Annotated in this window: 16 protein-coding genes; 13 read left to right on the plus strand and 3 right to left on the minus strand. The window is 70.9% G+C overall.

The window, feature by feature from the left end:
• Positions 1-18: 18 nt before the first annotated feature.
• The 6 genes from pta (at position 19) to recR (ending at position 10,877) form a co-directional block, all read left to right on the plus strand.
• Entirely contained in the window at positions 19-2,163 is a 2,145-nt protein-coding gene (gene pta / locus BJP65_RS13515) for a phosphate acetyltransferase (RefSeq protein ID WP_070409478.1), read from the plus strand.
• Positions 2,160-3,410 carry an acetate/propionate family kinase gene (locus BJP65_RS13520; RefSeq protein ID WP_070409479.1) on the plus strand — a complete coding sequence of 417 codons (1,251 nt, stop codon included), beginning with the start codon at positions 2,160-2,162 and terminating at the stop codon, positions 3,408-3,410. Before pta ends, BJP65_RS13520 begins: the two co-directional genes overlap by 4 nt.
• Positions 3,411-3,487: 77 nt before the next feature.
• Positions 3,488-4,222: an HAD family phosphatase gene (locus tag BJP65_RS13525; RefSeq protein WP_070409480.1), complete on the plus strand. Its 735-nt coding sequence runs from the start codon at positions 3,488-3,490 to the stop codon at positions 4,220-4,222.
• A gap of 119 nt (positions 4,223-4,341) precedes the next feature.
• The gene (locus BJP65_RS13530) at positions 4,342-6,879 is read left to right on the plus strand and encodes a glycoside hydrolase family 65 protein (protein ID WP_070409481.1); all 2,538 of its coding nucleotides are present in this window, start codon (positions 4,342-4,344) and stop codon (positions 6,877-6,879) included.
• A 348-nt stretch (positions 6,880-7,227) separates the two neighbouring features.
• Positions 7,228-10,284 carry a DNA polymerase III subunit gamma and tau gene (locus tag BJP65_RS13535; protein ID WP_070409482.1) on the plus strand — a complete coding sequence of 1,019 codons (3,057 nt, stop codon included), beginning with the start codon at positions 7,228-7,230 and terminating at the stop codon, positions 10,282-10,284.
• On the plus strand, positions 10,284-10,877 hold the full coding sequence (gene recR, locus BJP65_RS13540; RefSeq protein WP_055838486.1) for a recombination mediator RecR: 594 nt from the start codon (positions 10,284-10,286) through the stop codon (positions 10,875-10,877). Before BJP65_RS13535 ends, recR begins: the two co-directional genes overlap by 1 nt.
• 34 nt (positions 10,878-10,911) lie before the next feature.
• Here recR and BJP65_RS13545 read toward each other — a convergent pair whose 3' ends face one another.
• On the minus strand, positions 10,912-12,309 hold the full coding sequence (locus BJP65_RS13545) for a threonine/serine exporter ThrE family protein (RefSeq protein ID WP_070409483.1): 1,398 nt from the start codon (positions 12,307-12,309) through the stop codon (positions 10,912-10,914).
• 174 nt (positions 12,310-12,483) lie between these two features.
• Between BJP65_RS13545 and BJP65_RS13550 the strand changes: the two genes are divergently transcribed.
• The 7 genes from BJP65_RS13550 to BJP65_RS13580 all read left to right on the plus strand — a co-directional run bounded on the left by BJP65_RS13550 (position 12,484) and on the right by BJP65_RS13580 (position 19,992).
• Positions 12,484-13,770 (plus strand): aspartate kinase, encoded by a 1,287-nt coding sequence (locus BJP65_RS13550; protein WP_055838480.1) that lies wholly within the window; start codon positions 12,484-12,486, stop codon positions 13,768-13,770.
• A gap of 207 nt (positions 13,771-13,977) precedes the next feature.
• The gene (locus tag BJP65_RS13555) at positions 13,978-15,048 is read left to right on the plus strand and encodes an aspartate-semialdehyde dehydrogenase (RefSeq protein ID WP_055838477.1); all 1,071 of its coding nucleotides are present in this window, start codon (positions 13,978-13,980) and stop codon (positions 15,046-15,048) included.
• A 101-nt stretch (positions 15,049-15,149) separates the two neighbouring features.
• Complete coding sequence (locus BJP65_RS13560) at positions 15,150-16,622, plus strand: malate:quinone oxidoreductase (protein ID WP_055838473.1); 1,473 nt, start codon at positions 15,150-15,152, stop codon at positions 16,620-16,622.
• Between the two features lie 7 nt (positions 16,623-16,629).
• Positions 16,630-17,235 carry a thymidine kinase gene (locus BJP65_RS13565; protein WP_055838470.1) on the plus strand — a complete coding sequence of 202 codons (606 nt, stop codon included), beginning with the start codon at positions 16,630-16,632 and terminating at the stop codon, positions 17,233-17,235.
• A 49-nt stretch (positions 17,236-17,284) separates the two neighbouring features.
• On the plus strand, positions 17,285-18,313 hold the full coding sequence (galE, locus tag BJP65_RS13570) for a UDP-glucose 4-epimerase GalE (RefSeq protein ID WP_070409484.1): 1,029 nt from the start codon (positions 17,285-17,287) through the stop codon (positions 18,311-18,313).
• Positions 18,314-18,376: 63 nt separating this feature from the next.
• A complete protein-coding gene (locus tag BJP65_RS13575; RefSeq protein WP_083285856.1) occupies positions 18,377-19,174 on the plus strand; it encodes a FadR/GntR family transcriptional regulator in 798 nt (265 codons plus the stop codon).
• Positions 19,171-19,992 carry a siderophore-interacting protein gene (locus BJP65_RS13580; protein WP_070409485.1) on the plus strand — a complete coding sequence of 274 codons (822 nt, stop codon included), beginning with the start codon at positions 19,171-19,173 and terminating at the stop codon, positions 19,990-19,992. The genes BJP65_RS13575 and BJP65_RS13580 overlap by 4 nt, the downstream gene beginning before the upstream one ends.
• 49 nt (positions 19,993-20,041) lie before the next feature.
• Here BJP65_RS13580 and BJP65_RS13585 read toward each other — a convergent pair whose 3' ends face one another.
• Positions 20,042-20,821, minus strand: a complete 780-nt coding sequence (locus BJP65_RS13585; RefSeq protein ID WP_070409486.1) for an HAD-IIB family hydrolase — start codon at positions 20,819-20,821, stop codon at positions 20,042-20,044.
• 144 nt (positions 20,822-20,965) lie between these two features.
• Positions 20,966-21,373, minus strand: a complete 408-nt coding sequence (locus tag BJP65_RS16335; protein ID WP_083285857.1) for an META domain-containing protein — start codon at positions 21,371-21,373, stop codon at positions 20,966-20,968.
• Positions 21,374-21,382 lie beyond the last annotated feature (9 nt).

Raw genomic sequence — 21,382 nt, forward strand, 5'->3', positions numbered from 1 at the left:
CCGCAATAGGCTGGCTGCGTGACGCAGAGCATCTACATCACGTCCGCCGAGGGGCACTCGGGCAAATCCTCCGTCGCGCTCGGAGTGCTCGACGCACTCAGCCGCGTCACTCCGCGCGCGGGGGTGTTCCGGCCCATCGCGCGATCCACCGCCGAGCGCGACTACGTGCTCGAGATGCTGCTCGACCACGACAGCGTCGACCTGGCGTACGACGACTGCGTCGGCGTCACCTACGACGACGTGCGCGACGACGCCGACGCCGCGCTCGCCCGCATCGTCGAGCGCTACAAGGCCGTCGAGGCCCAGTGCGACGCCGTCGTCATCATCGGCAGCGACTACACCGACGTCGGCAGCCCCGCCGAGCTCGCCTACAACGCGCGCATCGCCGCCAACCTCGGCGCACCGGTGCTGCTGGTTCTCGGCGGTCGCGCGCAGCAGGGCCACAGCGAGACCCTGGGCCTGTCGGTCGCGCGCACCCCCCAAGAGGTCGGGCAGATCGCCTCGCTGGCGATCTCCGAGCTGCAGCACGAGCGCGCCGCGCTGTTCGCCGTCATCGCAAATCGCGCCGACGCCGACCGGCTCGACGAGGTCGTGGCATCCGTCCGCCAGGTCGTCGACGCCGCGCACGTGGCAGACACCGCCGAGCGGCGCCGCGTGCCGGTCTGGGCCCTGCCCGAAGACCGCTTCCTCATCGCCCCGTCGGTGCGGGGCGTGCTGCGCTCGGTCGAGGGCGAGCTGATCAAGGGCGATCCGGCCCTACTCACCCGCGAGGTGCTGGGCGTCGTGGTCGCCGGCATGTCGATGGTCAACGTGCTGCCCCGGCTGAAGGAATCCGCGGTCGTGGTGATCCCGGCCGACCGCTCCGAGGTGCTGCTCGCCGCCCTGCTCGCCAACGCGTCGGGCACCTTCCCCTCCCTGGCCGGCATCGTGCTCAACGGCGGGTTCGAGCTGCCCGACGCGATCGTGCGACTCATCGACGGTCTCGGCTCGCCGCTGCCGATCATCGCCACCGACCTGGGCACGTACGACACCGCCGTGCGCATCATGAACACCCGCGGGCGCCTGGCCGCCGACTCGCAGCACCGATACGACACGGCCCTGGCGCTGTTCGAGCGTCACGTCGACACCGAGCTGCTCACGAGCGAGCTCGGCGTCGCTCGCCCGAGCGTCGTCACCCCGCTCATGTTCGAGTACGGCCTGGTCGACCGCGCGCGCACCGACCGCCGCCGCATCGTGCTGCCCGAGGGCACCGACGATCGCGTGCTCCGCGCCGCCGCCACCGTGCTCGCGCGCGGCATCGCCGATCTCACGATCCTCGGCGAGCCCATCGAGGTGCGCGGGCGGGCCATCGAGCTCGGCATCGACATCCGCGACGCCGAGGTGCTCAGCCCCTTCGACGCGGTGCACGTCGAGAAGTTCGCCACCGAGTACGCACGGCTCCGCGCGCACAAGGGCGTCACCCACGCGCAGGCCGCCGACACCGTCACCGACGTGTCGTACTTCGGCACGCTGATGGTGCACCTGGGCCTCGCCGACGGCATGGTCTCGGGGGCTGCCCACACGACCGCGCACACGATCCGGCCCGCGTTCGAGATCATCAAGACCGCTCCCGGCGTCTCGGTCGTCTCGAGTGTGTTCCTCATGGCGCTCGCCGACCGCGTGCTCGTCTACGGCGACTGCGCCGTCATCCCCGATCCCACCAGCGAGCAGCTCGCCGACATCGCCGTGTCGTCGGCCGCGACCGCCGAGCAGTTCGGCATCGAGCCGCGCGTGGCGATGCTGTCGTACTCGACCGGCGAGTCGGGCACCGGCGCCGACGTCGAGAAGGTGCGCGCCGCCACGGCCCTCGTGCGCGAGCGTGCCCCCGAGCTTCTCGTCGAGGGCCCGATCCAGTACGACGCCGCCGCCGACGCCGCGGTCGCCCAGGCCAAGATGCCGGGATCCGAGGTCGCGGGCCGCGCGACGGTGTTCGTCTTCCCCGATCTGAACACCGGCAACAACACGTACAAGGCCGTGCAGCGCTCGGCCGGAGCCGTCGCGATCGGGCCCGTGCTGCAGGGTCTCAACAAGCCCATCAACGACCTGTCGCGCGGCGCCCTCGTCGACGACATCGTCAACACGATCGCGATCACCGCGATCCAGGCCCAGGGGAGCCCCGCGTGAGTGTCGTACTGGTCGTCAACAGCGGTTCGTCGTCGTTCAAGTACCAGTTGCTCGACATGGAGCACGAGCAGGTGCTCGCCTCGGGACTGGTGGAGCGCATCGGCGAGCCCTCGACGGGCCCGGGGACCGGCGGAGTCGCCCAGCACACCGTGAAGGCGGCGGCCCTGGCCGCCGTCGACGGACCCGCCCCCGCGGTGACCGACGCCACGTTCACCATCGAGCGCGAGATCCCCGACCACACGGCGGGCTTCGCCGTCATGCTCGAGGCGTTCGCCGCGCACGGACCCTCGCTCACGCAGCGCCCGCCCGTCGCCGTCGGCCACCGGGTGGTGCACGGGGGCGCGCGCTTCTTCGAGCCGACGGTGATCACGCCCCTCGTCGAGATCAACATCGACGAGCTCTCGGTGCTCGCGCCCCTGCACAACCCCGCCAACCTCGCGGGCATCGTGGCGGCCAAGAAGGCCTTCCCCGACGTGCCGCACGTCGCCGTCTTCGACACCGCGTTCCACCAGTCGCTGGCGCCCGAGGCGTACACCTACGCCATCGACCGCGAGGTCGCCGAGGCCCACCGCATCCGCCGTTACGGGTTCCACGGCACGAGCCACAAGTTCGTCAGCGAGTCGGCGGCGGCCTTCCTCGGCCGCCCGCTCGGCGAGCTCAAGCAGATCGTCTTCCACCTCGGCAACGGTGCGTCGGCCGCCGCGATCGAAGGCGGTCGCTCGGTCGACACCTCGATGGGCCTGACCCCCCTCGAGGGTCTGGTGATGGGCACGCGGTCCGGCGATCTCGATCCCGCGGTGCTGTTCCAGCTGGCCCGCCGTGCCGATATGTCGATCGCCGACCTCGACACCCTGCTCAACAAGCAGTCGGGGCTCAAGGGTCTCGCCGGAGTCAGCGACATGCGCGACATCGGCGAGCGACGGGATGCCGGTGACCCGGCCGCCCAGCTGGCCTTCGACGTCTACATCCACCGGCTCCGTGCATACGCCGGCGCCTACCTGGCGCAGCTCGACGGCGTCGACGTCATCTCGTTCACCGCGGGGGTGGGCGAGAACTCGCTCCGCGTGCGCGAAGAGGCGATGGCCACCCTGGGCTTCGCCGGCGTCGAGATCGACCCCGAGCGCAACGCGCGGCGCGAGCGCGGCATCCGTCGCATCTCCTCCGACGCCTCGCGCGTCGAGGTGCTCGTGGTCCCCACCGACGAAGAGCTCGAGATCGCCCGCCAGACCCTGTCGGTCACGTCCTGAGTCACCCCTCGCCGCTACGCTGATCACCGCGGCGCCAGGGGCGGCCGTTCGCCCTCTTCGCCGATTCGGAGCCCGCCATGACCGACACCTCCACGTTGCCCGACCTCACCGCCTACGACGCGGTGCTGTTCGACCTCGACGGAGTGCTCACGCCCACGGCCGAGGTGCACATGCGCGCGTGGAAAGAGATGTTCGACGAGCTGTTCGCCGCGTGGAAGATCGAGCCGGCGTACACCGATCGCGACTACTTCGAGTACGTCGACGGCAAGAAGCGCTACGACGGCGTCGCCAGCCTGCTGCGCAGCCGCGACGTCGAGGTGCCGTGGGGAGACCCGTCCGACGACCCGTCCGAAGACACCGTGTGCGGCGTCGGCAACCGCAAGAACGCCGTGTTCTCGCGCATCCTGCGCGCCGAGGGCATTGCTCCCTACCCCGGCTCGGTCGCGCTGCTCGACGTGCTCGAGACCGCGGGCATCCCCATCGCCGTCGTGTCGAGCTCGAAGAACGCCGTCGAGGTGCTCGAGGCCGCGGGCCTGCGCGAGAGGTTCCCCGTCGTCATGGACGGCATGGTCGCCGAGCGCGACCACCTGGCGTCCAAGCCCGCCCCCGACGTGTTCGCCGAGGCCGCGCGCATGCTCGGCGTCGACCCGGCCCGGTCGGTCGCCGTCGAAGACGCGCTCAGCGGCGTGCGCTCCGCCGTCGCGGCCGGATACACCGTCGTCGTGGGCGTCGATCGCGGCGTCGGAGCCGAAGACCTCGCCGCAGCCGGCGCCACGGTGGTCGTCGACGACCTCGCCGCGTTCGTAGACTGAGCCGTCGCCACCCGCGACGCCCCCACCGTCGTCCCCACGACGAACCCGAGCTCCACCCGCGCGAACGGCATGCCGCCCTCACGCGGAGACCCGAACCCGCCACCGGAAGGCACGCCCCGATGATCGATCGCGATCGCTTCCCCATCGACGAATGGCGCCTCGTCGAGACCGAGTTCTCGCTCGACGACGTCGGCGTCACCGAGACCCTCTTCGCCCTCGGCAACGGCTACCTGGGCCTGCGCGGCAACTCCATCGAGGGCCGCTTCGCCCTCGAGCAGGGGACCTTCATCAACGGGTTCCACGAGACGTTCCCGATCCGTCACGCCGAGCAGGCCTACGGCTTCGCCGAGGTCGGTCAGACGATCATCAACGCGCCGGATGCCAAGGTCATGCGCGTCTACGTCGACGATGAGCCGCTGTCGCTCGACGTCGCCGACGTGCGCGAGTACGAGCGCGTGCTCGACATGCGCCAGGGGATCCTCCGTCGCACCCTGCTCTGGGTCACCCCCTCGGGCAAGCACGTGCGCATCGAAGACGACCGTTTCGTGTCGTTCGACGAGAAGCACCTCGCGGTGCTGCGTCTCACGGTGACCGTGCTCGACGCCGACGCACCCGTCACCGTCAGCAGCCAGCTGCTGAACCGTCAGGACGGCGAGGGCATCTACGGCGGCTCGCCGATGGCATCCAAGCAGTCCGGTTTCGACCCGCGCAAGACCGAGAAGCTCAGCGACCGTGTGCTGCAGCCGCGCGAGTACTGGCAGGACGGCAACCGCTCCGCGCTCAGCTACGAGGTCACCGAGTCGAACATGACGCTGGCCGTCATCGCCGACCACCTGGTCGACACCGAGAACGACTACACCGCGCGTCAGCTCATCGAGCCCGACATCGCCAAGAACGTCTTCCGGGTGCACGCGCGCGCGGGGGTGCCCACCACGATCACCAAGCTGGTGAGCTACCACTCCTCACGCGGCGTGCCCACGGGGGAGCTGCTCGACCGGTGCCGCCGCACCCTCGACCGCGCGGTCGAGACCGGCATCGACAAGCTCATCGAGAAGCAGATCGCCTGGTACGCCGACTTCTGGGAGCGCTCCGACGTGCGCATCGGCGGTCACGGCGACCTGCAGCAGGCCACCCGCTGGTGCCTGTTCCAGCTCGCCCAGGCGGCGGCGCGCGCCGACGGCCAGGGAGTCCCCGCCAAGGGCGTGACCGGGTCGGGCTACAGCGGCCACTACTTCTGGGACACCGAGGTCTACGTGCTGCCGTTCCTGGCGTACACGTCTCCGCAGTGGGCCCGCAACGCCCTGCGCATGCGGTACCTGATGCTTCCGGCTGCGCGCAAGCGCGCGCACCAGCTGAACGAGGCCGGGGCGCTGTTCCCGTGGCGCACGATCAACGGCGAGGAGGCCTCGGCGTACTACGCCGCCGGCACCGCGCAGTACCACATCAACGCCGACGTCGCCTTCGCGCTGGCGAAGTACGTGCGTGCGACGGGTGATGAGGAGTTCCTCGCCCGCGAGGGCGTGGACATCGCCGTCGACACGGCGCGGCTGTGGTCGACGCTGGGCTTCTGGCGGTCCAGCGACGCCGCCGAAGACGGCGAGCACGACTCGTTCCACATCCACGGCGTGACGGGTCCCGACGAGTACACCACCGTCGTCAACGACAACCTCTTCACCAACGTCATGGCCCGCTTCAACCTGCGCTTCGCCGCGCGCACGGTGCGCGACCTCGCCGACAACAACCCCGACGCGTACGCCCACATGGCCGACCGCATGAACCTCGACCCCTCCGAGCCCGAGCGGTGGGAGCGCGCCGCCGAGGCGATGCACATCCCGTTCAGCCCGGCCCTCGGCATCCATCCCCAAGACGCCGTGTTCCTCGAGCGCGAGATCTGGGACCTCGAGAACACCCCGCCCGACCAGCGCCCCCTGCTGCTGCACTTCCACCCGCTGGTCATCTACCGCTACCAGGTGCTCAAGCAGGCCGATGTGGTGCTGGCGCTGTTCCTGCAGGGCAATCACTTCACGGATGCCGAGAAGCTCGCCGACTTCGAGTACTACGACCCGCTGACCACCGGTGACTCCACGCTGTCGGCGGTCGTGCAGTCGATCCTCGCCGCCGAGGTGGGGTACCAGGACCTGGCGCTGGAGTACTTCCGTCAGGCCGCGTTCGTCGACCTCGGCGACCTGCACCACAACGCCTCCGACGGTGTGCACGTGGCGTCGGCCGGTGGCGTGTGGACGGCGCTCGTCAGCGGCTTCGGCGGCATGCGCGACCACTTCGGACTGCTGACGTTCGACCCGCGCCTGCCCGCCGACTGGCCCGAGCTGTCGTACGTGCTGCACTGGCACGGCACTCGACTCAACGTCACCGTCACCGCCGATGCGCTCACGTTGCGCGCCGGGCACGAGGGCGACCCCGTCACCTTCGCCGTTCGCGGCGTCGACTACACCGTCGCGCCCGGCGCCACCGTGCGGGTGACCCTGCACGGACAGGGCCCGGTGCGCCCGGGACGCCCCTCGATCCGTCAGCTCGAGGGTTCGGTGCGCGAGGACGGCACGCTGCTGTCGGCCTCGGTGCCGATCGTCACGGCGACGATCCCGGTCCTGAACGACGACGACGCCCCCATCGCGGTCGGCCTCGACGGAGGTTTCTGACCCGCGCGCACGCGGCGGCTCCCTATGCGGGGGTCGCCGCGTGCGGCGTTTCCGGCGTGCCGGGTCTCCGGCCGTGAGGGGCGTGTGGTCGGGCCGCGAGATGCGGGTGGCCGCGGATGCGCGGGAGCATGCCCGCGCCCGTGCGGGGCGGAGGGTCGGGGACCGGGGGAGGACCTGGGTGCCCGTGGCATCCTCCGCTCGTCCCTCGTCCTCCCCTCGCCCCGCGTCGCTGCTCCTTCGCGCCCCGCGCGGTCGCTGTGCCTGCGCTCGCGGCGCGCTGTCGAGGTTTCGGACCCCGACGGACGAGGCCGCGGAGGCGATGTCGGAGGTACGCCGTAGGCTGTTCGGGTGACGACAGCCCTGTACCGCCGATACCGCCCGCAGGCGTTCGGCGAGATGATCGGGCAGTCCCAGGTGACCGACCCGCTCATGACCGCCCTGCGCAGCGACCGGGTCGGCCACGCCTACCTGTTCTCGGGTCCGCGCGGGTGCGGAAAGACCACCTCGGCCCGCATTCTCGCCCGCTGCCTCAACTGCGCGGCCGGTCCCACCGACACCCCGTGCGGCGTCTGCGACAGCTGCGTCGAGCTCGGTCGTGGCGGAGGAGGATCGCTCGACGTCGTCGAGATCGACGCGGCCAGCCACAACGGTGTCGACGACGCGCGCGACCTGCGCGAACGCGCCATCTTCGCGCCGGCCCGCGATCGCTTCAAGATCTTCATCCTCGACGAGGCCCACATGGTCACGCAGCAGGGCTTCAACGCTCTGCTCAAGCTCGTCGAAGAACCCCCCGCGCACGTGAAGTTCATCTTCGCCACCACCGAGCCCGAGAAGGTCCTCGGCACCATCCGCTCGCGCACGCACCACTACCCGTTCCGGCTGGTTCCGCCGGCGGCCATGCTCGAGTACGTCCAAGAACTCTGTGAGACCGAGGGCGTCGCCGTCGAGGCCGGGGTCCTGCCGCTCGTCGTCCGAGCCGGCGGGGGATCCCCGCGTGACACGCTCTCGCTGCTCGATCAGCTCATCGCCGGATCCGACCCCTCGACGGGGTCCGAGACCGCGCAGGCCGGACAAGTGCTCGTGCGGTACGAACGCGCCGTCGCCCTGCTGGGGTACACCCACTCGGAGCTGCTCGACGAGGTCGTCGACGCGTTCGCCGCGAACGACGGCGCCGGCGCCTTCGCCTCCATCGACCGCGTCGTGCAGACCGGCCAAGACCCCCGGCGCTTCGTCGACGATCTGCTCGAGCGTCTGCGCGATCTGATCATCGTCGCCGCCACCGGGGCCGGAGCCGCGGCCGTCCTGCGCGGTGTCCCCGACGACGAGCTCGAGCGCATGTCGCGTCAGGCCACCGCTTTCGGTACCGCGCGTCTGTCGCGCACGGCCGACCTCGTCGTCGCCGCCCTCGACGAGATGACGGGGGCCACGTCACCGCGTCTGCAGCTCGAGCTGTTGGTCGCGCGCGTGCTCACCCACGCCGGGGTGTCGCAGGGCACGTCTCCCGCCACCGCGCACGACGTCGAAGCCTCGCGCACCTCCGCACCGGCGACCGGGCGTCCCGCCTCGCCGGCGGGCGAGATCGCCGCGCCGGCTGCTTCCCAGTCGGCTGCCGCCCCGTCATCTGGCGCCCCGTCGTCTGGCGCCCCGTCGCCTGCCGCTCCGCGCGTTGCTTCGCCGGGTGCGGCGTCGCCCCGCGTCGCTTCTCCGGGCGCATCCGCGCCGGGGGTCGCGAACCCCGGCACCGCCTCGTCGGGCGCCGGCGCGGCTCCCACGCGCGTCACCGCGCCGGTTGCCGCACCGGGCATCGCGTCACCCGGCATCGCTTCGCCGAACGTCGCGTCGCCGGGCATCGCCTCGCCGGGCATCGCCTCACCCAGCGTCGCGTCGTCGGGAGTCGCCTCGCCGACGGTCGCCGCGCCCGGATCCGCGGCACCCGCCGTCGCGTCGCCGGGAGCCGCACAGCCGCCGCGTTCCACCCCGACCCCGGCGCCCGCGTCGAGCACGTCCGACGATGACGCGCCGCCGCCGTTCACCGACGACGATGCTCCTCCGCCCTACGGCGACGACGACGGTGCGCCGGTCGACACCGGGTCGTTCCGGTCCGGTGCTCGTTCGGGAGCAGGTCGCGCGACGGCTTCGGCTTCGAGCACGGCCCCCGCGGCCGAAACCGATGAGCCGGTGACGTCCCGTCCGACGACGGCCGCGAGCTCGCCTCCCGCGGCGGCGTCCGACACCACGTCACCTTCGTCCGCCGGGTCGCGCCCCGCGCCGGCCGAAGAGGCGCACCCGTTCGACACGGCGCCGACGGCCGCCGATGACGCATCCGACGTCGACGCGTTCCCGGCCGCCCCCATCGACACCGGTTCGGCCGACGCGGCGGATGCTCCCGCGACGGAAGCCCCCGCGGCGGATGCTCCCGCGACCGAAGTCCCCACGGCGGAAGCCCCCGCGGCGGAAGCCCCCGCGCCGGATGCTCCCGCGGCCGAAGCCCCCACGGCGGAAGCTCCCGCACAGACGGCACCAGCGACGGATGCCCTCACAACGGACGCGCCCGACGCCTCGGCGGCCCCCGAGGCATCGCCGCTCGAACCGTCGGCCCCCACCCTGCCGGCCACGCCCGTCGGGCCGATCGAGCTGGGCCACGTGCGTGACGCGTGGCCCGAAGTGCTCGGCCAGCTCGAGGTGGCGAGCCGCTCGTCGTGGCTGGTGGTCTCGACGTCGACCGTCGCCGCCTTCGACGACGACGTGCTCACGCTGTCGTTCCGCACGGCGAGCGACCTGGGTGCCTTCAAGACGCGGACCCCCGAGGGCGGCCCGAGCGAAGACCTCCGCCAGGCCATCCAGGCCGTGCTGGGCGTGCGGGTGAAGTACCTCGCCCGTCTCGAGGGCGACCCACCCGGTTCCGGTGGTGCGGGTCCGGGCCGCCCCGGTGGACCCTCCCGTGGCCCCGCGAGCCCCCCGCCCCCGTCGGCGAGCCCATCGGGCGCGCGGTCGTCGGCGCCGTACGCGTCATCGGTCACCGAGTGGGCCGTCGCTCCCATCCCCACGTCGGGTGGGGCCGCTCCCGAGGCGCAGCGTGCGCCGATCGCCCCCACGACGGCTCTCGCCGTCGACGACGAACCGGCCGACGCGGCGGGCTCGGCCGAGGCGGTCGTCGTTCGCGAGGGCGCCGTCCTTCCGCCTCGCGATGTCGTGGCCTCGGTGCCGGCCCCCGACGAGGTCGACGATGACGACGTCATCCCACCCGCCGACGAGGTCGAGGCGCCGCTGCCGCCCGTCGTCGTGCCGCGCATGGCACCGCTCGGCGGTGGCGTTCAGCGCTACGGCGAGGCGGTCGTCCGCCAGATGCTCAGCGCCACCTACGTGCGCGACGAGCCCTACGAGCCCCCGACGAGGTTCAACTGATGTACGACGGAATCGTTCAAGACCTGATCGACGAGTTCGGACGCCTGCCCGGAATCGGGCCCAAGTCGGCGCAGCGCATCGCGTTCCACATCCTGCAGTCGCCCTCGTTCGACGTGTCGCGACTGTCGACGCTGCTCGGTGAGATCCGCGACAAGGTCAAGTTCTGCGAGATCTGCGGCAACGTCTCCGAACAGGACCGCTGCTCGATCTGTCGCGACCCGCGGCGCAACCCGGCGCTGATCTGCGTCGTCGAAGACGCCAAGGACGTCTCCGCGATCGAGCGCACCCGTGAGTTCCGCGGTTTGTACCATGTGCTCGGGGGCGCGATCAGCCCGATCGCCGGCATCGGTCCCGACGACCTGCGCGTCACGCAGCTCATGCAGCGTCTCGCCGACGGAACGGTGCAAGAGGTCATCCTCGCCACCAACCCCAACCTCGAGGGCGAGGCCACCGCCACGTACCTCAGTCGGCTGCTGCACACCCTCGAAATCCGCGTCACGCGTCTCGCATCCGGCCTGCCCGTCGGCGGCGACCTCGAGTACGCCGACGAGGTCACCCTCGGCCGCGCCTTCGAGGGCCGCCGCACGCTCTGACTGCCGCCGCCCGACCCGCGCGACGCGGCGGCGCCTACCGCCGCGTCCGCGAACGCGCCCGCACGACGCTCGACAACGTTGCCCGCAACGGCTGCCCCAGGTAGATGCCCAGCGAGGCGCCCACGGCCAGAGCGATACCGATCGTGGCCGCCCCGGCCAGGGTGGTGACGCCCGTCATGAGCACGGCCGGGTCGTCGCCCGACTCGACGATGCCGAGCAGGCCGCGAAAGACCGCGGCACCGGGAACGAGGGGCAGGATCGCCGCCGTCGTGATCGCCACCGAGGGCACGTGCAGGCGATAGGCGACCACGATCCCGATGAAGCTGCCGATGAAGGCGCCCAGGCCGCTGGCCGCCGCCACCTCGAACCCGAGGGTCGAGGCGCCCACGTACCCGGCCCAGGCCACCAGGCTGAGAGCTGCGCTGACGACGATGATGCGCGCGCCGGCGCCGTTGAAGACGGCCACGGCGATGGCGATGACCGCGGCGCCGATGAACTGCACGGTGACGGGGCCCAGCGGCAGGGCGTTCGACGGCGGCGACATCCCGAGTCCGATCACCCGCACGGTCTCGAGGCCCGCGAGGATGCCGAGCACCACGCCGAGCGTCTGCGTGGTGAGTTCGAGGATGCGCCCGGTGGCGGTCAACGCGAATCCGTCGATGGCATCCTGGGCTGCGCCGACCACGGTGAGCCCGGCGAGCATCAGCACGATCCCGGATGCCACGATCACCGACGGGCGGATCGCGGCGGCTGCGTCGAGCCCGGTGTACTGCAGCAGCGGTGACAGCGCGGCGACGACGGTGAGCACGAAACCCCCGGCGATCTGCGCGAAGAAGTAGGGAACGCGCGCGCGGGCCATCAGATGCTGGGTCGTGGCCGCCAGCGCGGCCGCGATGAACGACAGCACGAGGGCGAGCCAGTTCGCCCCGAACATGATGGCGACGCCGGCCGCGAGCGACGCCTGCGAGGCGATGACGATCGCGGGGCGGTACCGGAACGGCAGACGCCGGATGGCACGGCATCGGCTGATGGCGTCGTCGAGCGCGAGCCCGCCCGTGATCTCGGTGATGAGCGCCTGGAGGCGCTGGAGCTTGGCGTGGTCGGGAACTGATCCGCGCACGACGCGCAACAGCGTCGTCGGGCGGCTCGCCCCCGGCCGGCTGTGCGCGATCGTGATCGAGTTGTAGGTGACGTCGACGTGCACCGGGTCGAGTCCGTACGCGCCGCAGACCCGCACGATGGTCAGCGTCACCTCGCTGGCCGGCGCCCCGACGACGAGCATGGTCTCGCCGATGCGGATCGCCAGGTCGAGGATGCGCGTCGACAGCGCCTCGTCGATGACGGGCAGCAGCTGCGTGTCGGGGGTCGCCTCGTCGTCGGTGTGCACGAGACGGCGAAGCGACGACAGCAGTCGACGCGAGGTGGGGGACAACCGCGGGCCTCCAGGAACACGAACCGGGCGGGAGGGCTCGATCCTATCCGCGCGGGGCTGGGTGCACGCATGACGGGGGCGGCATGCGGCCGCCCCTAGGATGGGTCCTCGGGCGCGGCATCCGAGCGCCCCGTCGTGGCATCCCGACGCCCGACCCATCCGGGAGTTCCTCTTATGGCGCTGATCGTCCAGAAGTACGGCGGTTCCTCCGTCGCCGATGCCGAGAGCATCAAGCGGGTCGCGAAACGCATCGTCGACACGCGTCGAGCCGGTCACGAGGTCGTCGTCGCCGTCAGCGCCATGGGCGACACGACCGACGAACTGCTCGATCTGGCGAACCAGGTCGCGCCGATCCCCGCCCCCCGCGAGCTCGACATGCTGCTCTCCAGCGGTGAGCGCATCTCGATGGCGCTGCTGGCGATGGCAATCCACTCGATGGGCTTCGAAGCGCGCTCCTTCACCGGCAGCCAGGCGGGCATGATCACGGATGCCACGCACGGCGCCGCCCGCATCGTCGACGTCACCCCCGTGCGCTTGCGCGAAGCCCTCGACGAGGGGGCGATCGTCATCGTCGCCGGTTTCCAGGGCTTCAATCGCGACACCCGCGACATCACCACCCTCGGCCGTGGTGGCTCCGACACGACCGCCGTCGCGCTCGCCGCCGCCCTGAAGGCCGACGTGTGCGAGATCTACAGCGACGTCGACGGCATCTTCACCGCCGACCCGCGCGTCGTGCCGCTGGCCCGCAAGCTCGACCGCGTGGGCAGCGAAGAGATGCTCGAGCTCGCCGCCAACGGCGCGAAGGTGCTCTACATCCGCGCCGTCGAGTACGCCCGCCGTCACGGCGTGCTGATCCACGCGAGGTCCACGTTCAGCGCGGGCGAGGGCACCTGGGTGCTCGACGCCTCCAAGAAGTCCCCGCTCGTCCCCGAGGGAGCCACCATGGAAGAGCCCATCGTCGCCGGCGTCGCCACCGACCTCAGCCAGGCCAAGATCACCGTGATCGGTGTTCCCGACGTCCCCGGCAAGGCCGCCGACATCTTCAAGATCGTCGCGAAGTCCGGCGCCAACGTCGACATGATCGTGCAGAACGTGTCGGCCGCGGCGACCGCTCGCACCGACATCTCGTTCACGCTTCCCAAGACCGACGCCGCGACCGCCCTGCGCGCCCTCGCCGGCGAGCAGTCCGAGGTCGGGTTCGAGAGCCTGGTGCACGACGACCAGATCGGCAAGCTCTCGGTCGTGGGCGCCGGCATGCGCACCCACTCGGGCGTCTCGGCGACCCTGTTCGAGGCGCTCAGCCTCGCGGGCGTGAACATCGAGATGATCTCGACCTCCGAGATCCGCATCTCGGTGGTCGTGCGCGGCGTCGATCTCGCCGAGGCCGCGCGCCTCGTGCACACCGCCTACGGCTTGGACGGCGAGGCCGAGGCCACCATCCACGCCGGCACCGGTCGCTGACACTCCCGTCCGCGCGTCGCGGGTGCGAAACTCCTGAGTTCCGCTGCGCCGCTCGCGCGCATCCGCGCAATACCGCCATCCACCGGCGCATCCAGGTCGACTTCTCCGGAGTTCGGCCCCCGGCAGACGACCTGTCCCGGCCCGCGCGCTAGCCTGACCCGAACGCCGCGTTCGCGGCATCCACTCCCGAACACCCGAGGACCTCGCATGACCCGCATCTCCGATTCCGGAATCTCCCTCGCCGTCGTCGGCGCCACCGGCCAGGTCGGCACCGTCATGCTCGAGATCCTCGCCGAGCGTGCGTTCCCGATCCGCGAGCTCCGTCTGTTCGCGACGGCCCGCTCCGCCGGCTCGTCCATCGAGTTCGCCGGTCACTCCGTGATCGTCGAAGACGTCGCCACGGCCGACCCCGCCGGCGTCGAGGTCGCGCTGTTCTCGGCCGGTGCCACCGGCAGCCGCGCGCACGCCCCGCGTTTCGCCGAGGCCGGGGCCCTGGTCATCGACAACTCCAGCGCCTGGCGCATGGATGCCGAGGTGCCCCTCGTCGTGAGCGAGGTCAATCCCCACGCCATCGACCAGGCCGTCAAGGGCATCGTCGCCAACCCGAACTGCACGACGATGGCCGCGATGCCCGTGCTGAAGGTGCTCGACACCGAGGCCGGCCTCGAGCGTCTCATCGTCAGCACCTATCAGGCCGTCAGCGGCTCCGGTCTCGCCGGAGCGCAGGAGCTGCTCGGTCAGGTCGAGGGCGTGCTCGCCCAGGGCGGCGTCGAGCGCCTCGTCCGCGACGGTTCGGCTCTCGACTTCCCGGCGCCCGAGAAGTACGTCGCGCCCATCGCCTTCGACGTCATCCCCTTCGCCGGCAACCTCGTCGACGACGGCCAGAACGAGACCGACGAAGAGAAGAAGCTCCGCAACGAGAGCCGCAAGATCCTCGAGCTCCCCGACCTCCGCGTCGCCGGCACGTGCGTGCGCGTTCCCGTGTTCACCGGTCACTCGCTCAGCATCAACGTCGAATTCGCCCGCGACCTCACCCCCGAGCGCGCGCGCGAACTGCTCGCCGAGGCCCCCGGCGTGCGCCTCGAAGAGGTCCCCACGCCGCTGCAGGCCGCCGGCACCGACCCCAGCTACGTCGGACGCATCCGCGCCGACCAGTCCGCCCCCGAGGGCAAGGGTCTCGTGCTGTTCATCAGCAACGACAACCTGCGCAAGGGCGCGGCGCTGAACGCGGTGCAGATCGCCGAGATCGTGGCGCAGAAGCTCTCCGCCACGGTCTGAGCCTCGGCATCCGGATGCCGTTACCCGGGGGTTGTCTCGACATCGAACCGACCGATCTCTCGATGTCGAGACACCTCTCGGCGCGCACCTAGAATCGTCGGGTGACTGAAAACGTCGATGTTCTCCTCATCGGTGGCGGCATCATGTCCGCCACTCTCGGCACGCTGCTGAAAGACCTCCAGCCCGATCTGAAGATCGCTGTGCTGGAGCGCTTGAGCGACGTCGCGCAGGAGAGCTCCAACGCCTGGAACAACGCGGGCACCGGCCACGCGGCGCTCTGCGAGCTGAACTACATGCCCGAGGGCAAGGACGGCTCGATGGACCCGGCCAAGGCCGTCGCCATCAACGAGCAGTTCCAGCAGAGCCGCCAGCTGTGGGCCTCGCTCGTGGCCGAAGGTGTGCTCGACGAACCGTCGACGTTCATCAACGCCACCCCGCACATGACGTTCGTCCGCGGCGAGAAAGACGTCGCGTTCCTGCGCAAGCGCTACGAGGTGCTCAAGCTGCAGCCCCTGTTCGCGGGCATCGAGTACAGCGAGGACTCCCGCGTCATCAACCAGTGGGCTCCGTTGCTCATGCAGAAGCGTCGTAAGGGCGAGCCCTTCGCCGCCACGCGCGTCCCCGCCGGAACCGACGTCGACTTTGGCTCGCTCACGCGCCAGCTGTTCACGAACCTGCGCGAGAAGGGCGTCGACGTCGCCACGAACCACGACGTCAAGAAGCTCAAGAAACAGAAGGACGGGTCGTGGCAGGTCTCGTACCGCCACGTCATCGGCGGTACGCCCGGATCGATCAACGCGAAGTTCGTCTTCGTGGGGGCCGGTGGCTGGGCGCTCAAGCTGTTGCAGCGTTCGGGCATCCCCGAGATCAAGGGCTACGGCGTCTTCCCGATCGGCGGACAGTGGCTGAAGACCTCCGACCCCGGCATCGTCGCCCAGCACCAGGCCAAGGTCTACTCGCAGGCGTCGGTCGGCGCACCGCCCATGTCGGTGCCCCACCTCGACACCCGCGTCGTCGACGGGGAATCGGCTCTGCTGTTCGGCCCGTTCGCGACCTTCAGCCCCAAGTTCCTCAAGAACGGCTCGATGCTCGACATCGTCACGCAGGTGCGTCCGCACAACCTGCTGCCGATGCTCAAGGTGGCCGTCGACAACCCCGGTCTCATCAAGTACCTCGTGAGCGAGCTGGTGAAAACGCACGCGAAGAAGGTCGACAGCCTGCGCGAGTTCATGCCCACCGCGAAGGACGAGGACTGGGAGCTGCTCGACGCCGGTCAGCGCGCCCAGGTCATGAAGCGCGACAAGGACAAGGGCGGCGTGCTGCAGTTCGGCACCGAGGTCATCACCGCCGAAGACCGCTCGATCGCGGGACTGCTCGGCGCCTCGCCGGGAGCCTCGACCGCCGTGTCGATCATGCTGGGACTCATCAAGACGTGCTTCCCCGAGCGCATGGCCGAGTGGGAGCCGCGTCTGCGCACGCTGATCCCCAGCTACGGCGAGACGCTCAACACGCGTCCCGAGGCCGCCCGCACAGAGCTGGATGCCACGGCCCAGGCGCTCAAGATCAACGCCTGAGGTCGTCGTGGCGAAGCTGTACTTCCGCTACGGGGCGATGAATTCGGGCAAGTCGACGGCCCTGCTGCAGGCGGCGTACAACTACGAGGAGCGCGGCCAGCGCGTGCTCCTGGCCAAGCCCGAGATCGACACCAAGGGTGCCGACCAGATCGACAGTCGGCTCGGCGTGAATCGCCCGGTCGACTTCCTGGTCGCTCCCGACGACGACCTCCGCGCCGTGTTCCAGAGCGCGGCGGGGCACGCCCCGGTGGCGTGCCTGCTGGTCGACGAGGCGCAGTTCTTCACCCCCGCGCAGGTCGACGACCTGTTGCGCATCGCGGTGCTCGACGGCATCCCGGTGCTCGCCTACGGCATCCGCACCGACTTCCGTACCGAGGCGTTCCCGGGTTCTGCGCGGCTCATGGAGATCGCCCACAGCCTCGAAGAGCTCAAGACCATCTGCCGGTGCGGGCGCAAGGCGATCTTCAACGCGCGCCTGGTCGGCGGTCGGTTCGTCTTCGACGGCGATCAGGTCGCGATCGACGAGGGCCAGATCGCGGGCGAGGTCACCTACGAGTCGATGTGTGCCGTGTGCTACCTGCGCGAGTCGGGCGGGCGGCTCGACGGTCGCTGACGGGCGCCCCGCTGCGAGGGCCGCGGGCGCCGGGCGATAGCCTGGGGTCATGCGCGTACTCCTGGCCGGCGGTGCCGGTTATATCGGAACCCACACGGCCGTAGCCCTTCTCGAAGCCGGGCACGACGTCGTCCTCCTCGACGATCTGTCGGGCACGCACGCCGTCGCCGCTGAGCGCGTCGAGCGCATCACCGGTAAGCCGGCGCCGCTCGTGGTGGGCGACGCCGCCGACGACGCCGTCGTGTCGGCCGTCTTCGACGAGTACGGCCCGATCGACGCGATCATCCACCTGGCGGCGTTCAAGGCGGTGGGGGAGTCCACGCAGAAGCCCCTGGAGTACTACTCCAACAACCTCGACACGACCTTCGCCCTGCTGCGCGCCGGTATCGCCCACGGCATCCGCTCGTTCGTGTTCTCGAGCACCGGCACGGTGTACTCCGACCCGGCCGACCTGCCGTTCACCGAGGAGTCCACCACGAGCGTCGACCTGTCGAACGCGTACAGCAAGTCCAAGCGCATGAACGAGGTCGTGCTCGCCGACGTGGCGCGCGTGAACCCCGAGCTCAACGTCACGGTGCTGCGCTACTTCAACCCCGTGGGGGCGCACCCGTCGGGCCTGATCGGCGAAGACCCCGCCGGCATCCCGAACAACCTGATGCCGTTCGTCTCGCGCGTCGCGATCGGAACGCTCGACGAGATCGGCGTCTTCGGCTCCGACTACGACACCCCCGACGGCACGGGCCTGCGCGACTACATCCACGTCGTCGACCTGGCCGAGGGGCATGTCGCCGCCCTCGAGCAGGCGCAGCCCGGTCACCAGGTGTTCAACCTCGGTACCGGTCGCCCCGTGAGCGTGCTCGAACTCGTCGCGTCGTTCGAGAAGGCCGTCGGCCACGATCTGCCGAAGAAGATGCTCGACCGTCGTCCCGGCGACGTCGCCGCGACGTACTGCGACCCGACGAAGGCCGCCGACGTCCTGGGGTGGCGCACGCGCTTCTCGATCGACGACGCGTGCCGCGACTACTGGAACTGGCAGACGACCAATCCGGCGGGCTATGCGAGCGCCGACGCTTCCTGAGAGGGCACACGTAAGGTGGTGTGGTCCGGCCACGCCGCCTCGGTCGGTCGAACGGGGGATGCCATGCCGGACACCGCACCGCGCGCCTGGCAGGTCGTCCTGGAGCGCATCGAGGCCGACCTGCGCGATGGACGCCTCGCCGCCGGTGATCGGCTGACGCCCGAGCGCGAGCTCGCCGCCCAGCTCGGGGTGGGACGCTCCAGCGTGCGCGAGGCCATCCGTGTGCTCGAGGTGCTGGGCGTCGTCCGCACGGCCACCGGCTCGGGACCGAACGCGGGGGCGATGATCGTCACCACACCGCGTGGGGGACTGGGGGCGTTCCTGCGCCTGCAGGTGGCCGCCAACGGCTTCCCACTGGCCGACGTCGTGCGCACCCGCGTGGTGCTCGAGTGCGACGTCGCCGAGCGCCTCGCCCGGGGCGACGCCGACCTCACCGAGGTCACCGGCATCTTGGATGCCATGGATGCCGCCGACCTCGACCCGGTCGAGTTCCTCGCCCTCGACGCGCGCTTCCACCAGGCGCTCGCCGAGGTGTCCGGCAACGCGGTCGTCTCGGCGATGATGGCGGGGCTCCGGAGTTCCATCGAGTCGTACACGCAGGCGGGGGCCGCGCGACTGAGCGACTGGCCCGCCACCGCCGCCCGGTTGCGCGGCGAACATCGCCGCATCGTCGCCGCCGTCGCGGCGGGCGAGGCCGCGCAGGCGCGCGAGAGCGTGCGCGCGCACATCGCCGACTACTACGCCCAGGTGGCTGTCGCGCTGAGTCCCGACGACCGCGGCGACGCCGCCGTCGCCGGTGCGGCGCGAGACGCCGCGACCGTGGACCGGGCCTCGATGCCCGCGAGAGAGGACCCCTCATGACCGACCGTCCCGCGCGCCCGCCGCGCCCCCAGCACGTTCTGCACGTCGTCGCGACGGAGCGGCTCACGCCGCACCTCGTGCGCGTGCGGGCACGGGGCGACGACCTCGCCGTGTTCCGAGAGAGCCCGCACACCGACAAGTACGTCAAGATCACGTTCGCCAAGGCGGAACTGGGATTGGAGCCGCCGTACGACCTGGCGGCGCTGCGCGAGACGCTGAGCCCCGAGGATCTTCCGGTCACCCGCACCTACACGGTGCGTCGGGTCGACGGTGACGAGCTCACCATCGACTTCGTCGTGCACGGTGACGAGGGCCTCGCGGGCCCCTGGGCGGCGTCTGCGCGTCCCGGCGACCGCCTGGTGGTGTCGTCACCCGGGGGAGGCTATGCGCCCGACCCGGCGGCCGCCTGGCACCTGTTCGTCGGAGACGAGTCCGCCATCCCCGCGATCGCCGCCGGTCTCGAGGCGCTCGCGCCGGATGCCGTGGGCACGGCCTTCCTCGAGGTGCAGAACGCCGACGAGCAGGTCGAGCTGGTCGCCCCGGCCGGCGTCGAGGTGCACTGGGTGTACCGCGGCGCAGCGCAGGCGGGTGCGTCAGCGGTGCTGGCCGACGCGGTGGGCTCGTGGCATCCGCTTCCGGGGCGGGGCCAGGTGTTCGCCCACGGGGAGCGCGAGGCGATGAAAGCCCTGCGCGACATCGTCTTCACCCGGTGGGGTCTCGCCCGCGATCAGGTCTCGCTGTCGGGCTATTGGGCCTACGGCCGAACCGAGGACCGGTTCCAGGCCGAGAAGCGCGAGCCGATCGGTCAGATCCTCTGACACGGGCATCGCCGCGGTCTCGGCCCGGCTCACCGAGCCGGTCGCGGAGTCAGGCGCCGGTGCGCTCCGGCAGCGTGGGCACGAGCGTCTCGAGGAACGCGGCGGTGTCCTCCCACCCGTGCACGGCCTGGCACTCCACGCCCATCGCCAGCACGGGGTAGTCGTTGCCGTCGGGGTCGAGGCGGTCGCCGACGAAGAGCATGTCGTCGAGGGGGATGCCGGTGGCCTCGGCGAGCTTGTTCATGCCGTAGGCCTTGTCGATACCGCGGTGGGTGATGTCGACGGACGTCGACCCGCCCGAGCGCACCTCGAGATCGGGGATGCGGGCGGCGACGGCTTCGCGCAGGGCGTTCTTCTTCTCGCCCGTCGGGTCCCACGCCATCTTCGCGTCGAGGGGAGCCGACTGTCCGAGCGCCGAGAAGGTGATCTGCGAGCCCCGGTCCTCGAGGATGTCGCCCCAGGGCTCGGCCTCCCACAGTCCCAGGCGCTCGGCCTCTTCCTGCACGGCGGACAGGGCGCGCTGCTTCTCGTCATCGGTGAGCGAGTGGGCGTAGACGGTCTCGATGCCCTCGGTCGACAGGCGGTAGTACTGGGTGCCGCACGTGGGCATGAGGTGCAGGTGCGCCAGAAGGGCCGGGTCGGCCTGCGGCAGACGCTCGACGACCTGGCTGCGGAACTGCTGCAGCTGCCCACCCGAGATGATCGCGACCTCGACGCGCTCGGCGAGAGCCAGGAGCAGGTCGCCGATGCGCGGATCGATCGCGGACTTCGACGGGGCGAGGGTGTCGTCGAGGTCGAAGGCGACGAGGCGGGGCGAGGCGTCGGACACAGTGCTCCTGAGGAGGTCGGTGGTCGTCGCCTCGCGGACGTGCGGGGCGCGGGCCGGCGGAGTGCGCGGCCTCGTCGATTCTACGGGCGAGGGTGTGCTCGCCCCGTCGGCCGCGGAGACGGCCGAGGTGGGTGACGCGGCGGATCAGGCGGAGCGGGTGAGCGTGCCGATTTCCGCACCGTCGCGATCGAACACCGTCATGGTGTCACCGTCGACGCGCGCGCGGGCGGCGGTCCGCAGCCAGGTGTCGACACCGAGGCAGGCCTTCATCGTCGACATTCCCCGCCGGAACTCGAGCGCATCGCCGTCGCGCACGTAAGAGCCGGCGACGCCGTTGCAGCCGTCGCTGCCGCGAAGATCGCCGTCGGTGAACTCCAGGAATTCGGAGCCGTGCCCGTTCCAGCGACCCTCTTCTTCGGCGAGGGAAGACCCATTGATCCGCCCGCCGCCGGACACCATTCCGATTCCGACGAATGCAGTTGCGGCGAGGGCGAGAATGCGGGGGAACATGAGAGTCTCCTCATTTACGAGCGAATGCGGAAAAAAAGTCATAAAGAACTA

The organism is Microbacterium sp. BH-3-3-3 (genome assembly GCF_001792815.1).
GTDB lineage: Bacteria > Actinomycetota > Actinomycetes > Actinomycetales > Microbacteriaceae > Microbacterium.

Excerpts from the sequence above, each read along its gene's own strand:
- BJP65_RS13550 (WP_055838480.1), top strand. The coding sequence starts at position 12,484 with ATGGCGCTGATCGTCCAGAAGTACGGCGGTTCCTCCGTCGCCGATGCC.
- recR (WP_055838486.1), top strand. The coding sequence starts at position 10,284 with ATGTACGACGGAATCGTTCAAGACCTGATCGACGAGTTCGGACGCCTG.
- BJP65_RS13580 (WP_070409485.1), top strand. The coding sequence starts at position 19,171 with ATGACCGACCGTCCCGCGCGCCCGCCGCGCCCCCAGCACGTTCTGCAC.
- BJP65_RS13555 (WP_055838477.1), top strand. The coding sequence starts at position 13,978 with ATGACCCGCATCTCCGATTCCGGAATCTCCCTCGCCGTCGTCGGCGCC.
- BJP65_RS13575 (WP_083285856.1), top strand. The coding sequence starts at position 18,377 with ATGCCGGACACCGCACCGCGCGCCTGGCAGGTCGTCCTGGAGCGCATC.
- BJP65_RS16335 (WP_083285857.1), bottom strand. The coding sequence starts at position 21,373 with ATGACTTTTTTTCCGCATTCGCTCGTAAATGAGGAGACTCTCATGTTC.
- galE (WP_070409484.1), top strand. The coding sequence starts at position 17,285 with ATGCGCGTACTCCTGGCCGGCGGTGCCGGTTATATCGGAACCCACACG.
- BJP65_RS13530 (WP_070409481.1), top strand. The coding sequence starts at position 4,342 with ATGATCGATCGCGATCGCTTCCCCATCGACGAATGGCGCCTCGTCGAG.
- BJP65_RS13525 (WP_070409480.1), top strand. The coding sequence starts at position 3,488 with ATGACCGACACCTCCACGTTGCCCGACCTCACCGCCTACGACGCGGTG.